Raw genomic sequence first — 14,707 nt, 5'->3', positions numbered from 1 at the left:
GAAACAAGGAAAGTCTGTTTCCGCTCTTTCTAAATGAACTGAACTGGATTCGTTTGAAATGGCTTCGTGAAGGAACCAATTTTGGGTGTGGAGGAAATGTTAATCATGAACAAAAAAAGTGTCCGTGATGTAGAAGTAAAAGGCAAACGCGTATTCGTGCGTGTAGATTTCAATGTGCCAGTGGAAGACGGCAAGATCACTGATGATACCCGTATCCGCGAAACCCTTCCAACAATTAAATACCTGATTGAGAACGGTGCAAAGGTCATTCTGGCCAGCCATATGGGCCGTCCTAAAGGCGAATTCGTTGATTCCATGCGGTTGACTTCCGCTGCAGTCCGTTTGTCTGAATTGCTCGGCAAACCGGTAGCCAAGGCTGATGAGGCCATTGGCGAAGCGGTAAAAGCAAAAATCGCTGAACTGAACGATGGCGATGTGCTTGTGCTTGAGAATGTCCGTTTCTACAAAGGTGAAGAGAAAAATGATCCTGAACTGGCTAAGCAGTTCGCTGAACTGGCTGACCTGTTCGTCAATGATGCATTCGGCGCCGCTCACCGTGCCCATGCTTCGACAGAAGGAATCGCTCACTTCCTGCCTGCAGTATCCGGTCTTCTGATGGAGAAGGAATTGTCCGTTCTCGGCAAGGCGCTTTCTAACCCGGAACGTCCTTTCACTGCCATCATCGGCGGTTCCAAGGTTAAAGACAAGATTGACGTTATCGACAACCTGCTGAATCTGGCTGACAATGTACTGATTGGCGGCGGCCTCTCTTACACGTTCACCAAGGCTCAAGGCTACGAAATCGGTAAATCCCTGGTAGACAACGACAAGATTGATGCAGCACTTGGATTCATTGAGAAGGCCAAGAAGCTGGGCAAGAACTTCGTGCTTCCGGTTGACGTTGTAGTCGCTGACAAGTTCGGTGCAGATGCCAACACCAAGATTGTAGATGCAACCGAGATTCCTGCAGACTGGGAAGGTCTGGACATTGGTCCTAAGACTCGTGAAATCTATGCCGATATTATCAAAAACTCCAAGCTGGTTGTATGGAATGGACCGATGGGCGTATTTGAAATCGACATCTTCGCTGAAGGTACAAAGGCTGTAGCTCAGGCTTGCGCTACTACCGAAGGCTACACTGTTATTGGCGGCGGCGATTCCGCAGCAGCTGCTGAGAAATTCCACCTCGCAGACCAGATGGATCACATCTCCACTGGCGGCGGCGCATCGCTCGAGTTCATGGAAGGCAAGGCTCTTCCAGGTGTAGAAGCACTGAACGACAAGTAATACCGAAGAGGGAGGCAATACATCATTATGAGTAGAACACCTATTATTGCAGGCAACTGGAAAATGTTCAAAACCGTTCCGGAAGCCGAAGGCTTCATCGCTGAAATCAAAGGCCAGGCGGAAGTGGCAGGCGTAGAGACTGTTATCTGCGCGCCATTCACTAACCTGCCTGCACTGGTTGCAGCAGTACAAGGCACCACCATCAAAATTGGTGCACAGAACCTGCATTTCGAAGATAACGGCGCTTATACAGGTGAGATCAGCGGCGTAATGCTGAAGGACCTTGGTGTAGAGTATGTTATTATCGGACACTCCGAACGCCGTGCTTATTTCGGTGAGACGGACGAAATCGTCAACAAAAAAATGCATGCGGCCTTCCGTCACGGCATTACTCCAATTGTCTGTGTAGGCGAAAAGCTTGAAGAGCGTGAAGCTGACCAGACTAAGGATGTATGTAAGGTTCAGACTGAAGCAGCATTTGCCGGTCTTAGCGCAGAGCAGGCAGCAAGTGTGGTTATCGCTTACGAGCCAATCTGGGCCATTGGTACAGGTAAATCCTCCACTTCCCAGGATGCCAACGAAGTTATTGCTTATATCCGCACCCTTGTTAAAGGCCTGTACGATGAAGCAACAGCTGAAGCCGTACGTATTCAATACGGCGGCAGCGTGAAGCCTGAGAATGTAACGGAGTACATGAGTCAAAGCGACATCGACGGCGCTCTAGTCGGCGGTGCCAGCCTGCAGCCTGCTTCCTTCGTTTCACTCGTTGAGGGGGCGAAGTAAGAATGTCAGCTCCAAAACCTGTGGCACTGATTATCATGGACGGCTTCGGACTGCGGAACACGGATGAAGGCAACGCGGTTGCCCAAGCCAACAAGCCGAACTACGACCGTTACCTGAAGCAATATCCGAATACTACGCTTACCGCTTGCGGCGAAGCTGTAGGTCTGCCGGAAGGCCAAATGGGTAACTCTGAAGTAGGGCACCTTAACATTGGTGCCGGCCGGATTGTATACCAGGACCTGACCCGCATCGACAAGTCGATACGCGATGGGGAATTCTTCGAGAATGAAACGCTGGTGGCTGCCGTAAGAAGCGCCAAATCAACCGGCAAAAAGCTTCACCTCTATGCACTGGTATCTGATGGCGGCGTACACAGCCACATCAATCACCTGTTCGCCATGCTCGATCTGGCCAAAAAAGAAGATCTGCATGAAGTCTATATTCATGCCTTCATGGATGGCCGTGACGTACCACCCGACAGTGGACAGAAGTTCATCCAGGACCTGGTTGCTAAGATTGAAGAGGTTGGCGTAGGGACGATTGCTACGGTATCCGGACGTTACTTCGCCATGGACCGTGACAAACGCTGGGACCGTGTAGAGAAGGCTTACCGTGCAATGGTATATGGCGAAGGCCCTAAATATACCGATGCCCTTCAGGCCATCACTGCATCCTACCAGAATTCTGTGTTCGATGAATTCGTGGAGCCAAGTGTAATTGTGGACAGCCAGAACAACCCGGTAGCGACAGTGGAGAGCGGCGATTCCGTCATTTTCCTTAACTTCCGTCCTGACCGTGCGATTCAGCTGTCACAAGTGTTCACGAACTCGGATTTCCGCGGCTTCGACCGTGGTCCTAAGTTCCCGCAAGGCCTGCACTTCGTATGCCTGACTACCTTCAGTGAGACCGTTCAAGGCTTCGTGGCTTACTCCCCGAAGAACCTGGACAACACGCTCGGCGAAGTGCTGGTTCAGCAGAACAAGAAGCAGCTGCGTATTGCAGAGACCGAGAAGTATCCGCATGTGACCTTCTTCTTCAGCGGCGGACGCGATGAGGAGCTTCCGGGCGAGACCCGTATCCTGATCAACTCGCCGAAAGTGGCAACCTATGATATGAAGCCTGAGATGAGTGCATACGAAGTGGCGGCGGCCTGCGTAGCGGAGATCGAGGCGGATAGACAGGATGCCATTATCCTGAACTTTGCTAACCCTGATATGGTAGGACACTCCGGCATGCTGGAGCCTACAATCAAGGCAGTTGAAGTAACGGACGAATGCGTAGGCATGGTTGTGGATGCTGTAGTTGCCAAGGGCGGCGTTGCCATTATCATTGCCGACCACGGGAATGCGGATATGGTATTCGATGAGAACGGACGTCCGTTCACAGCCCATACCACTAACCCGGTTCCGTTCATCGTTACCACTGAAGATGTAGTACTGCGTGAAGCTGGTATTCTCGCAGATGTGGCACCGACGATCCTGGATCTGATGGGACTTCCGCAGCCTGCGGAAATGACCGGACAATCTATGATTGCCAGCCGCAAATAAGCAAGACATCTGTTTTTGTAAACCCAAAAAACCATTGTATAAAAGGAGATTAAACTTACATGACTATTATTTCTGATGTGTATGCACGCGAAGTCCTTGACTCCCGTGGTAACCCTACTGTAGAGGTTGACGTATATCTGGAGTCCGGCGCAAAAGGCCGTGCTATCGTTCCTTCCGGCGCTTCCACTGGCGCTCATGAAGCTGTAGAGCTTCGTGACGGCGACAAATCCCGTTACATGGGTAAAGGCGTTCTGAAAGCTGTTGAGAACGTAAACGAAATTATTGCTCCTGAAGTAATCGGTATGGACGCTCTTGACCAAGTGGGCATCGACAAGCTGATGATCACTTTGGACGGAACTCCTAACAAAGGCAAGCTGGGCGCTAACGCAATCCTGGCTGTATCCATGGCTGTAGCACGTGCTGCTGCAACTGCTCTGGACATTCCTTTGTATGTGTACCTGGGCGGATTCAACGCCAAGACTCTTCCAGTACCAATGATGAACATCATCAACGGTGGTGAGCATGCCGATAACAACATCGACGTTCAAGAGTTCATGGTTCTTCCAGTAGGTGCTCCAAGCTTCAAGGAAGCTCTGCGTACTGGTGCAGAAATCTTCCACAACCTGAAATCTGTACTGCAATCCAAAGGTCTGAACACAGCTGTTGGTGACGAAGGCGGCTTCGCACCGAACCTGGGTTCCAATGAAGAAGCGATCACTACAATCATCGAAGCTATCGAAAAAGCCGGTTACAAACCAGGCGTTGACGTATTCCTTGGTATGGACGTTGCTTCCACTGAGTTCTACAAAGATGGTAAATACACACTTGCAGGCGAAGGTAAATCTTACACTTCCGCTGAGTATGTTGACCTGCTGGCTTCATGGGTTGAGAAGTACCCAATCATCACTATCGAAGACGGTATGTCCGAAGATGACTGGGATGGCTGGAAATTGCTGACTGAAAAATTGGGCGATAAAGTCCAATTGGTGGGTGACGACCTGTTCGTTACGAACACTGAGCGTCTGGCAACAGGTATCGAAAAAGGTATCGGTAACTCCATCCTGGTTAAGGTTAACCAGATTGGTACACTGACTGAAACTTTCGATGCGATTGAAATGGCGAAACGTGCCGGCTACACAGCTGTAATCTCCCACCGTTCCGGTGAGTCCGAAGACAGCACTATCGCTGACATCGCTGTAGCTACCAACGCTGGCCAGATCAAGACTGGTGCTCCTTCCCGTACTGACCGTGTGGCTAAATACAACCAACTGCTTCGCATCGAAGACGAGCTGGGCGAATTGGCTCAATACAACGGCCTGAAATCCTTCTACAACCTCAAAAGATAATTTCTTTTGAATCTATAGGTACTATGAGCCTGCCGGTTTCCGGCAGGCTTTTTGCTGCAGCCTGCTCGGTATAGAGAGAAAGGCAAGATTTTCATAGAGAGATAGGCGGGAATGCCGTCTGGAAGGTTGTATTCATTCTGTGGCTATGATAAAATAAGAATGCTGTTTATGAAACGGAAATTCTAATTTAGCATAGATAGTGATGCTTGGACGTAGGAGGTGGAAGTGAATGGATATCTTTTTGAAAGTAGTGCTTCTGATTTTTGCCGTAGGTCTGATTGCGGTCGTTCTTCTGCAAAAAGGGAAAAGTGCAGGTCTTTCCGGCGCCATCTCCGGCGGTGCTGAGCATCTCTTCGGTAAAACAAAGGCGCGCGGTATGGAGCTTGTGCTGCAGCGTGTAACAGTTGGTCTGGCCGCAGGATTCTTCATTATGTCAATCGTTGTAGCCATTGTAGTTGAATAACGGGTCTATAGTAAGCCTTCGCTCTGTTCTGAATGGAATAGACGGGGGCTTTTTTGTATGCAGATTTAATATTGTGAACATCATAACAGGGATGCCCGGGATTGATTTCGTGTATACTAGGGTATGAAGTATATAAAGGTAAATTTTACTTGAAATGATTACTGTGCAATAGGACAAGGCATACAGTATGCCGATGCATAGGAATGCAGCAGGAGGCTGAGGTGACGAACATGATAACACAGGAAATCTTACTTGATTTCATGCGGGAGACCGCTTATAAACCACTAACTTATGAAGAACTGGTGAGCCATTTCGCCGTTGAGGATAGTGCCGATTTCAAAGCCTTTGAGGCTCTATTGATTGAACTGGAAAAGGACGGCCGGATCATATTGACCCGGAGCAGCCGCTATGGTGTGCCTGAGCGGATGGATTTGCTGCGCGGACGGCTGCAGGTTCATGCGAAGGGCTTTGCTTTTCTGATTCCCGATAACCGGGAGCACCCGGATGTGTATATCCACGCGAACGATCTGAAGGGCGCAATGAACGGGGATATCGTCTTGATCCGTATTACCTCGAAGAGTCCGTCCGGTGGGCGTATGGAAGGCGAAGTGGAACGGATTCTGATCAGAGGCGTGTCGCAGACGGTGGGTGTCTTCCAGAGCCTGGAGACGTATGGCTTCGTGCTGCCTGACGATAAGCGGATTAACCGGGATATTTTCATCCCCAGGGAGTCTTTCAAGGGTGCGGTAGACGGGGAAAAGGTGGTTGTCCGCATTGTGAACTATCCGGAGGGCCGTGCAGCGGCTGAGGGTGAGATCATTGAGATCCTTGGCCATAAGGATGATCCGGGCGTGGATATTCTATCGGTAATCCGTAAGCATCAGCTTCCGGAGGCTTTTCCGGCTGAGGTGATGGTGGAAGCGGAGCAGGCGCCGGATTCGATCACAGATGAAGAGATTATCGAGCAGGGGCGGCGTGATCTGCGCGGGCTCAATATCGTAACGATTGACGGCGCGGATGCCAAGGATCTGGATGATGCGGTGAACGTAGAGCGTCTGGAGAATGGTCATTATAAACTGGGTGTTCATATTGCTGACGTAGGCTATTATGTGCGTGAAGGCTCTGAGCTGGACAAGGAAGCCTATGACCGCGGGTGCAGTGTGTATCTGGTGGACCGTGTCATTCCGATGCTCCCGCACCGGCTGTCGAACGGTATCTGCAGCTTGAATCCGCAGGTTGACCGTCTGACGATGTCCTGTGAAATGGAATTCGACGAGCAGATGAAGGTCGTGAAGCACGATGTCTTCACCAGTGTGATCCGCACGAAGGAGAGAATGACCTACTCTGACGTACGGAAGATTGTCGAGGATGAAGATCCTGAGCTGCTGGAGCGGTATGCTCCGCTAATCGGGGATTTCCGGCTGATGAAGGAGCTGGCGATGAAGCTGCGTGGTGCCAGGATGCGGCGCGGGGCGGTGGATTTCGATTTTGAAGAGAGCAAGATTATTGTAGATGAGGCCGGTAAGGCTATCGATATTGTAAAACGTGAGCGCTCTGTGGCAGAGCAGATTATTGAAGAGTTCATGCTGATCGCTAATGAGACGGTGGCGGAACATTTCCACTGGCTGAAGGTTCCGTTCCTGTACCGGATCCATGAGGACCCGGACCCGGAGAAGCTGCAGAACTTCATGGCTTTTGCGGCTAACTTCGGTTACCACGTGAAGGGCAGGGGTAATTCGGTTCACCCGCGTGCGCTGCAGGATCTGCTGGAGCAGATTCAGGGAACGAAGGAGCAGACGGTAATCAGCACGATGATGCTGCGCTCCATGAAGCAGGCGAAGTACGATGCCGAGAGCACCGGGCACTTCGGTCTGGCAGCGGAATTCTATTCCCATTTCACCTCACCGATCCGCCGTTATCCCGATCTGGTCATTCACCGTGTCATGCGTGAGGTCCTTGAGAATGGCGGAGCGCTAAGCGAGAAGCGTCACGAATACCTGGCCACCCGGATGCCGGATATTGCCCAGCAGTCCTCGGAGCGTGAGCGTGTAGCTGTTGAAGCCGAGCGCGATACCGAGCAGCTGAAGAAAGCGGAGTTCATGCAGGACAAGGTTGGCGAGGAATTCGAAGCTATGATCAGCAGTGTGACCAGCTTCGGGATGTTCATTGAGCTGGACAATACGGTCGAAGGTCTCATTCGCCTCAGTGCGCTGACGGATGATTACTACCACTTCGATGAAGCTCATATGGCGCTGATCGGCGAGCGTACCTCCAAGGTCTTCCGCATCGGCGATGAAGTGAAGATCCGCGTGGCCAAGGTCAACATGGATGACCACACCATTGACTTCGAGCTGGTTGATATGAAGCCGCGCGCGGCCGGAGACCACCGGAGCTACGGCGGACGCGGCGGCAAAGGCGGCCGTCCGGGCGCCGGAGGCTTCAGCAAGCCGTTCGCCGGTAAGGCTGGAGGCGGCAAGGGGCGGGGCGGCAAAGGCAAGCCGGGCAGCGCTGCTGCCGGAGGCAAGAACGGCGCCGTCAAGAAGAAGGGCGGCGCTTCGGGCGGCAGCTTCGGCGCTGCCGGTAAGGGCAAGGGCGGTGCGGCCGATGGCTTCGGCGGCGCTGTAGCAGAGCCGCGCCCGGATGGAGCAGCGGCGTGGGACACCGCCGGCGCAGCAGGCAGCGGCCGCAAGCGCGGGCGCGGGCCGGAAGCAGCAGCGCAGCGCGGGCTTGCCGCCGCGTCTTCGGCAGGCGCGGCGAAGGGTGACCGCCGGGGCGAAGCCGGCGGGTCTGGCGCTCCGCGCGAGCGCGGCAGAGGCCGCGGCGCGGAGGGCGGTGCCGGGGGCCGCGGCATCGCGTTCGGCTTTGGCTCGGGCAAGGGCGGCTACGGCGCGCCGAGCGGTGGCGGGTCTGAGCAGGCGGGCGGTGAGCTGCGCGGCGTAGACGCGGGCACACGGTTCCGCAGCCGCGAGGACCTCGGGGCCGAAGGGCGCGGCGCAGCGCCAGAGGGCAAGGGCCGCCGCAAGAAGAAAGGCGGCGTGTTCATTGGGCCTTCCGTGACGCCAGGCAACGGGGAGTCCGCAGGCCAGGCAGGAGCTGATACTGGCGAGAAGAGCGGGCGCCGTAAGCGTAAGAAGAAGCCTAAGGCGTAGGTTGAACGACAAGGCTGGGGCGTAACCTAAACCTCTAGATGAAAAAAGTGGAATCTTAATTCAGATTCCACTTTTTTCATTAAATTCACAGCCATAAGTGCAAATCACACTTCATGTTCATTTTTTGCTTTTCATCACCCAATCTCCTGTATACAACCATAATTCTTCTTCTTCATGCATTAATTTTAGCTCCTGCCAGTCCCTTGGATCATCACTTTCTAACGTCTCCACAATTTTATATTCTGAAAATGCATTTTTTGTTTCTGGTAGCTTGGCAAAAATGTAGTCTTTGGGAGGATGTAATTGTAATAAATCGATTTGCTCAAGCCACTGAATAGCAGTGTCAAGTTCCAGCTTTTTTTCTAGTATTTGAGCATGATCCGCCGCGTGAACTGATTTTAGTGCATAAATGAGCTGTTCCCGTTCTACTTTTAGCCCTTGAATTACATTATCCATGTTTACCTCCTTGATAAGTAAATCCTTCAAATATATTGGCATGGTGAACATGAAAATACAATATTAGAGCAGCTATATAATAAACTTCGCACAGCCGCAGCATAGAGCGTTCCTTCCTTGCGCTGGCCGCTTGCCTTTTGATACAATATAGACCTGGTGTCCGTAAAGGATTGCCGGGAATTCAATGCAAGGAGTGACGCTCATGGGTAAAAAAGCAGACGGGAAAGTGCTCGCCCAGAACAAAAAAGCTTCCCATGATTATTTTATTGAGGATACGTATGAGGCCGGGCTGGTTCTGACAGGTACAGAGATCAAATCACTGCGTAATGGCCGCGCCAATATAGGGGATGCGTTCGCTACTATTCGCAATGGCGAGATTCATATCCACAACATGCATATCAGTCCTTTTGAACAGGGAAACCGCGCCAATCCTACCGACCCTACGCGCACACGTAAGCTGCTTATGCATAAGGAGCAGATACACAAGCTGCTGGGCTCGTCCAAACGGGATGGCTTCACCATTGTGCCGCTGAAGATTTATGTGCGTAATGGCTATGCCAAACTGCTGATTGGTCTGGGAAAAGGTAAAAAGGAATACGACAAACGGGATTCCGCCGCGAAGCGAGACGCTCAGCGTGATATCCAGCGTGTGCTGCGCGACAAACAAAAGGTAGCCAGATAGACGGACTGCTGCACCCACACCAAGGGGTTCCAGATTCAACCTTCAATTCCTTTAACCCGCGTGTTAAAGTGTTGATAAATGTGTTATACTGGGTAAGTAGATTTTTGCTTCTGAACAGCCATCTTAAGTCAGATCGCTGTGTACCGGATCAGCATTTGTGCTTGTGATTGATCCGTTAATCCGAAGCGCCCTTTCTAATGAGGGGCCGTTCTTGGATTCGACGGGGATAGTTCGAGCATGAGTAGCGAGTAGTGGGGACGCGTCCGCTTCATCAACGCTAAAGCCTATTAAACGGCAAACAACAAAACAACTACGCTTTCGCAGCCTAAGAAACTGTGTGCGTGCTTCTACTCTGCATCGTCCATGTGACAGGGCTAGGGGCTAACAAATAGTGGAATACGCTGTCTCATCTCCGCCTGGGGTGAGCTGAAGAAGATAATCAGGCTGACCCGAAGGGGACCCGGTTACGGGGGGCTTCTAGGGTGACATCAAAACTGTAACTACACTCGTAGAAGCTTATGTGCCGTTATCTTCGGACAGGGGTTCGACTCCCCTCGGCTCCATATGGAGTATCAGTGAAAGACACCTTAACGGGTGTCTTTTTTCGTTATAATGATTGTTTTATCATTTATGGGATATCTGAAAAGGAGGGGGTCATCAGACAAAATACATTCGTAAACAAGAAGCATATGATCAAGCCATAGATAAGCTGAGTGTAAAAGAATATGAAGATTTGTTCAGCAGCAATTGCGGGCAAGGAAGCTATCCGATTGGCCAGAGAGTGCATTCGTCATAGGCGAGATTCTTCGATTGAAACGACAATAGCCGGCAATAATGCCACTCGTCTCATGCGTGAAGCATAGGCTGGCGAGTTTGAAATTAGTGGATTCGCACTCCCATGCGAGTGCGTGGATTGAAATTATTCATTGGATATTTCTAATGTCTTTGAATTTTTAAGCAGCGGACCAAACTGTCGAGTAAATTCTCGGCAGTTTGGTTTTTATTCGTGAGATTCAAATTGAAAATTGGAAACGCTTACTGATTCTGTTGGCCATAGTTGGACGGACGCTTGTGCGAGGCGGGGTTATTCGTTGCCAAACATTCCGTCCAGCAGCGCGAGGAACCGGGTAGCCGCGGGTGAGAGGTGGATGCTGCGATGATAGGCGTAACGGATGCCTCGCAGCAGCGATACTCCCGCGATTGGTACCACGACCAATTGGCCGTTCTGCACCTCATGACGGATCGCCAGGCTGGACACGATCGAGATGCCCAGTCCGTGGACGACGCTTTGCTTGATCGCCTCCAGATTACTGATTTCGATCCGCTGAGGGGGGGAGAAGCCGTAGCGACCGAACTCGCGCTCAAGGTAACTCCGGGTCGCCGACTGGTGAGGCTTGAGCACCCACATCTCATCCGCAAGCTCGGCTAGCGTGCAGCCAGACTCGTGAGCAAGGCGGTGTGCAGGATTGACGATCAACACCAGCTCGTCCTGGTAGAAGGTCCGGGCATGATAACGGTTCTCGTCGATCGGAATATGATCGGAGACGATCAGGAACTCGACCTTGTTGTTCTCCAGCATGGCGGTCAGAGCCCCTGAGGAGGTTATGTTCATATTGATCTTGATGCCGGGGGACAAGCTGTTGAACTCGCCAAGCACAGCGGGCAGCAGATGAGCGCCGACGAAGTTACTGGCGCCGAATGAGAGCGTCCCGAAGCTCAGGTCATCGAGTTGCCGGACATGCTCCTTGGCTGAGTGATACAGATTAATAATTTGCTCGGCATATGGCTTGAAGTGCTGTCCATGCTTCGTCAGATAGAGTTTTTTGCCGATCCGGTCGAACAGTGGCACCCCTATATCCTTCTCCAGGCTCTGAATCTGCATGCTAACCGCCGGTTGGGAGCAATAGAGTTGCTCGGCCGCCTCTGTAAAGCTCAAGCAATCCGACAAGGTGATAAAGGTTTGCAGTTTGCTAAAGTTCATCGGGGTCCTCCTCTGCAGACGATCTCTGCACGGCTCGTCGCGTGATCGTCCTTGTTTTTATTATACTATAACGTTTCCTTATAGTAATTCAAATTAAATCAAATTGTTTTATAGTATCTCCTTTCTTATACTGAAAGCGAATACACTTATGACCCGAGGAGGTTAAAGCATGGCCGACGAGAACATGCAGAAGAGCGGAGAGGCTGCTCCGCTCAAAAAGAAAGGACGCTTCGAAGCAGGAATGAAACGATGGGGTATCCCCTTGGCCGTGCTTGCGATGTTATTGCTCTTGATTATGCCGACGCCGGAAGGTCTTGATCCGGCTGCGCAGAAGTCGATTGCGATTTTCGCCGGTGCTTTGATTTTATGGGTGACGACGCCGATTCCGATTTACTTGACGTCGCTGATTGCGATATTGCTGCTGCCGCTCGTCGGAGCCGTCGAGGATCAGGAGGTCGCGTTCAGCACGCTGGGCTTTGACGTCATCTGGCTGATGGTATCGGCCTTCGTGCTGACCTCGGCGATGACGAAGTCTAATCTAGGGCGGCGGTTCTCGCTATGGATGGTGACAATGTTCGGCAAGACGCCAACCCAGACGCTGCTAGTGCTGGTGATCATTAACTTTATTCTTGCATTTTTCGTCCCGTCGACGACGGCGCGCGCAACGCTGATGATGCCGATCTGCCTGATCCTGTTAGATGTGTACAAGGCGATCCCGGGCCAGAGCCGACTAGGCAAGGTAATGATGCTGCAGGGACTGCAGGCGGATGCGCTGGCTACCTCGGGCGTCATGACCGCTACCGCAGGCAACATTATCGCTGTGGGCTTTATCAACGAGCAGGCAGGGGGAAGTATCGGTTACATGGATTGGCTGTTCGCGTCGATGCCCTCGGCTATTATTACGATGTCGCTGATCTTCCTGATCGGACTGAAGCTATTCTCGATCAAGGCAGAGGGCACGTTCGTCAACGTCATGGATTCGCTGAAGAGCGAGCTGCACAAGCTCGGGGCATTCTCGGTGGCGGAGAAAAAGGCGATGGCTATCTTCATCCTCACCGTCGTGCTATGGGCAACTGGGGATTATCAAGACGCCTGGTTCGGCTTCGAGATCAGCACTGAGCAGACGGCCGTACTCGCAGCGCTGCTCTGTCTGTTACCTAGGATAGGGATGCTGCAGTGGAAGGATGCCAATATCAAGTGGGAACTGATGATCTTCGCAGCAGGCGCTTATGCGGCGGGCAATGCGCTGGATAAGTCGGGCGGCGCCCAATGGCTGATCGGCAAGGTTGTGGATGGACTGGGCATCGACCGGATGAGCCCGGCCATGGTGGCGATCGTCGTCATCTTCCTCAGCATGTACAGCCATCTGATCTTTACGAGCAAGACCGTGCGGGTGACGATTCTGATCCCGGCGTTCATCGCCCTGGCGAAGACGCTCGGTATGGACCCGGTACCGTTGGCGCTGGCGGCAGCGACGACGATGACCTTTACGATCACGTTGCCGCCACATTCCAAGGTCAATACGATTTATTTCTCCACCGATTACTTCACAATCATCGATCAAGTCAAGTACGCTATCGTCACTTGCTTTATCGGAGCGTCAGTTATCTGTGTCGGGTACTTCACCTGGTACGGCTGGCTTGGCTTGTAAGCCCGCTGTTGATCACGTAGTTTGAATTTGTATAAGAGGAGGTGGGCGCATGCTCAGACGAAAAATGATCCTGGCAATTGCCGATGGACTGGGCGACAGGCCCCATCCGAAGCTAGGGAATCTGACACCGCTACAATATGCCGATACACCGAATCTGGATCGGCTGGCTGCTGAGGGCATCTCCGGAATGATGGACCCGATCGCGCCGGGCATTCCGGTCGGCACGGATATGGGACATCTGATCTTGTTCGGCTATGAACCTAATTGTTATCCCGGCCGCGGACCGATCGAGGCGCTGGGTATCGGCATGGAGGTTCGACCGGGAGATATTGTGTTCCGCTGCAACTTTGCTACTGTGGACGACCGCTGCGTCGTCGTCGATCGGCGGGCGGGCCGGATACGGCAGGGGACCGAAGCGCTCGCCCGGGCGCTCGACGGTCTTGTGCTTGAGGGAGGCGTGACCGCCTACTTCAAGCAGGCTACAGAGCATCGCGCCGTATTACTTCTCCGAGGAGAAGGACTGAGCGACCAGGTCAGCGACTCCGATCCGAAGGCGCCCAATGACGGTCAGCCGTACCTCCGTATCCGGCCGCTCGACAAATCGGACGAAGCGGTCAGGACAGCGTCGGCACTCAATGCCTTCTTACAGCACGCGCATCGTATCCTCTCCGGGCATCCGGTCAACGATGAGCGGGTGGCCGAGGACAAGCTGCCGGCCAACTTCATCCTGACCCGGGGTGCAGGGCGGATGGTAGAGCTGCCGCCGCTTGCGGAGCAGCGCGGCATGCGCGTTGCTTGCATCGCAGGCGAGAGTACTGTGTTGGGCGTGGCGCGGCTGGCAGGCTTCCGGGCCTTCACCAATGCGAGCATGACTGGCAATCTCGATACTAATATAGCATTGAAGGCCAGCATGGCGGTCGAGCAGCTTACAGATCACGATCTCGTCTACGTGCATATGAAGGCGCCGGATGTGAAGGGGCATGATAACGATCCGCTCGGCAAGGCGCATGCGATCGAGCGGTTCGATGAGCTGGTCGGACGTATCTGTGAGCAATTGCCGGACGATGTGTACGTGACGCTGGCGGCCGATCATTCCACGCCATGCGAGTACGGCGAGCATACCGGCGAGCCGGTGCCGGTCCTCATCTCCGGTCCGAGCATTCGCCGCGACCAGGTGCAGCGCTACAGCGAGATCGACTGCATGGCGGGCGGATTGGGGCGGCTGAACGGCGCCGACTTCGTCAGAACCGCCCAGGATTTGCTGGGTTTTGTGAAGAAGCAAGGAAATTGATCTAGCCCCTTCAGGAACCATGCCAATATCCTGTAGATATCCGCATTCAAAAGCGTGCTGGCAGGGGCTGT

Annotated in this window: 11 protein-coding genes and 1 other RNA gene; 10 read left to right on the top strand and 2 right to left on the bottom strand. The window is 52.8% G+C overall.

The features are described 5' to 3' along the window. Positions 1 to 105: 105 nt before the first annotated feature. The 6 genes from NST04_RS02710 to rnr all read left to right on the top strand — a co-directional run bounded on the left by NST04_RS02710 (position 106) and on the right by rnr (position 8,575). Positions 106 to 1,287, top strand: coding sequence for a phosphoglycerate kinase (locus NST04_RS02710; protein ID WP_036726266.1), 1,182 nt, complete (start codon positions 106 to 108; stop codon positions 1,285 to 1,287). Between the two features lie 27 nt (positions 1,288 to 1,314). Next, on the top strand, positions 1,315 to 2,070 hold the full coding sequence (gene tpiA / locus NST04_RS02705) for a triose-phosphate isomerase (RefSeq protein ID WP_036690091.1): 756 nt from the start codon (positions 1,315 to 1,317) through the stop codon (positions 2,068 to 2,070). A 2-nt stretch (positions 2,071 to 2,072) separates the two neighbouring features. Next, positions 2,073 to 3,617 (top strand): 2,3-bisphosphoglycerate-independent phosphoglycerate mutase, encoded by a 1,545-nt coding sequence (gene gpmI / locus NST04_RS02700; protein WP_341183083.1) that lies wholly within the window; start codon positions 2,073 to 2,075, stop codon positions 3,615 to 3,617. Between the two features lie 59 nt (positions 3,618 to 3,676). Further along, positions 3,677 to 4,963 (top strand): phosphopyruvate hydratase, encoded by a 1,287-nt coding sequence (gene eno / locus NST04_RS02695; RefSeq protein WP_036726271.1) that lies wholly within the window; start codon positions 3,677 to 3,679, stop codon positions 4,961 to 4,963. 229 nt (positions 4,964 to 5,192) lie between these two features. Continuing rightward, a complete protein-coding gene (gene secG, locus NST04_RS02690; RefSeq protein ID WP_036690096.1) occupies positions 5,193 to 5,426 on the top strand; it encodes a preprotein translocase subunit SecG in 234 nt (77 codons plus the stop codon). A 230-nt stretch (positions 5,427 to 5,656) separates the two neighbouring features. After that, entirely contained in the window at positions 5,657 to 8,575 is a 2,919-nt protein-coding gene (rnr, locus tag NST04_RS02685; protein WP_341185163.1) for a ribonuclease R, read from the top strand. Positions 8,576 to 8,692: 117 nt separating this feature from the next. Here the strand turns inward: rnr and NST04_RS02680 are convergent, their stop codons facing one another. After that, entirely contained in the window at positions 8,693 to 9,031 is a 339-nt protein-coding gene (locus NST04_RS02680) for a hypothetical protein (RefSeq protein WP_341183082.1), read from the bottom strand. A 202-nt stretch (positions 9,032 to 9,233) separates the two neighbouring features. On the opposite strand from NST04_RS02680, the gene smpB reads away from it, so the two are divergent. Together smpB and ssrA are read left to right on the top strand one after the other, a co-directional pair. Then, complete coding sequence (gene smpB / locus NST04_RS02675) at positions 9,234 to 9,713, top strand: SsrA-binding protein SmpB (RefSeq protein WP_036690100.1); 480 nt, start codon at positions 9,234 to 9,236, stop codon at positions 9,711 to 9,713. Between the two features lie 201 nt (positions 9,714 to 9,914). Beyond that, positions 9,915 to 10,279, top strand: a transfer-messenger RNA (tmRNA) gene (gene ssrA, locus NST04_RS02670). Between the two features lie 518 nt (positions 10,280 to 10,797). Here ssrA and NST04_RS02665 read toward each other — a convergent pair. Then, entirely contained in the window at positions 10,798 to 11,694 is an 897-nt protein-coding gene (locus NST04_RS02665) for a LysR family transcriptional regulator (protein ID WP_341183081.1), read from the bottom strand. A gap of 169 nt (positions 11,695 to 11,863) precedes the next feature. On the opposite strand from NST04_RS02665, the gene NST04_RS02660 reads away from it, so the two are divergent. Continuing rightward, entirely contained in the window at positions 11,864 to 13,345 is a 1,482-nt protein-coding gene (locus NST04_RS02660; protein ID WP_341183080.1) for an SLC13 family permease, read from the top strand. Positions 13,346 to 13,394: 49 nt separating this feature from the next. Continuing rightward, the gene (locus tag NST04_RS02655; protein ID WP_341183079.1) at positions 13,395 to 14,636 is read left to right on the top strand and encodes a 2,3-bisphosphoglycerate-independent phosphoglycerate mutase; all 1,242 of its coding nucleotides are present in this window, start codon (positions 13,395 to 13,397) and stop codon (positions 14,634 to 14,636) included. The last annotated feature ends 71 nt before the right edge of the window (positions 14,637 to 14,707 follow it).

This window comes from Paenibacillus sp. FSL H7-0756 (genome assembly GCF_038006765.1).
Taxonomy (GTDB): Bacteria; Bacillota; Bacilli; order Paenibacillales; family Paenibacillaceae; genus Paenibacillus_AQ.
This window is presented reverse-complemented; position numbering and strand designations above follow the sequence as displayed.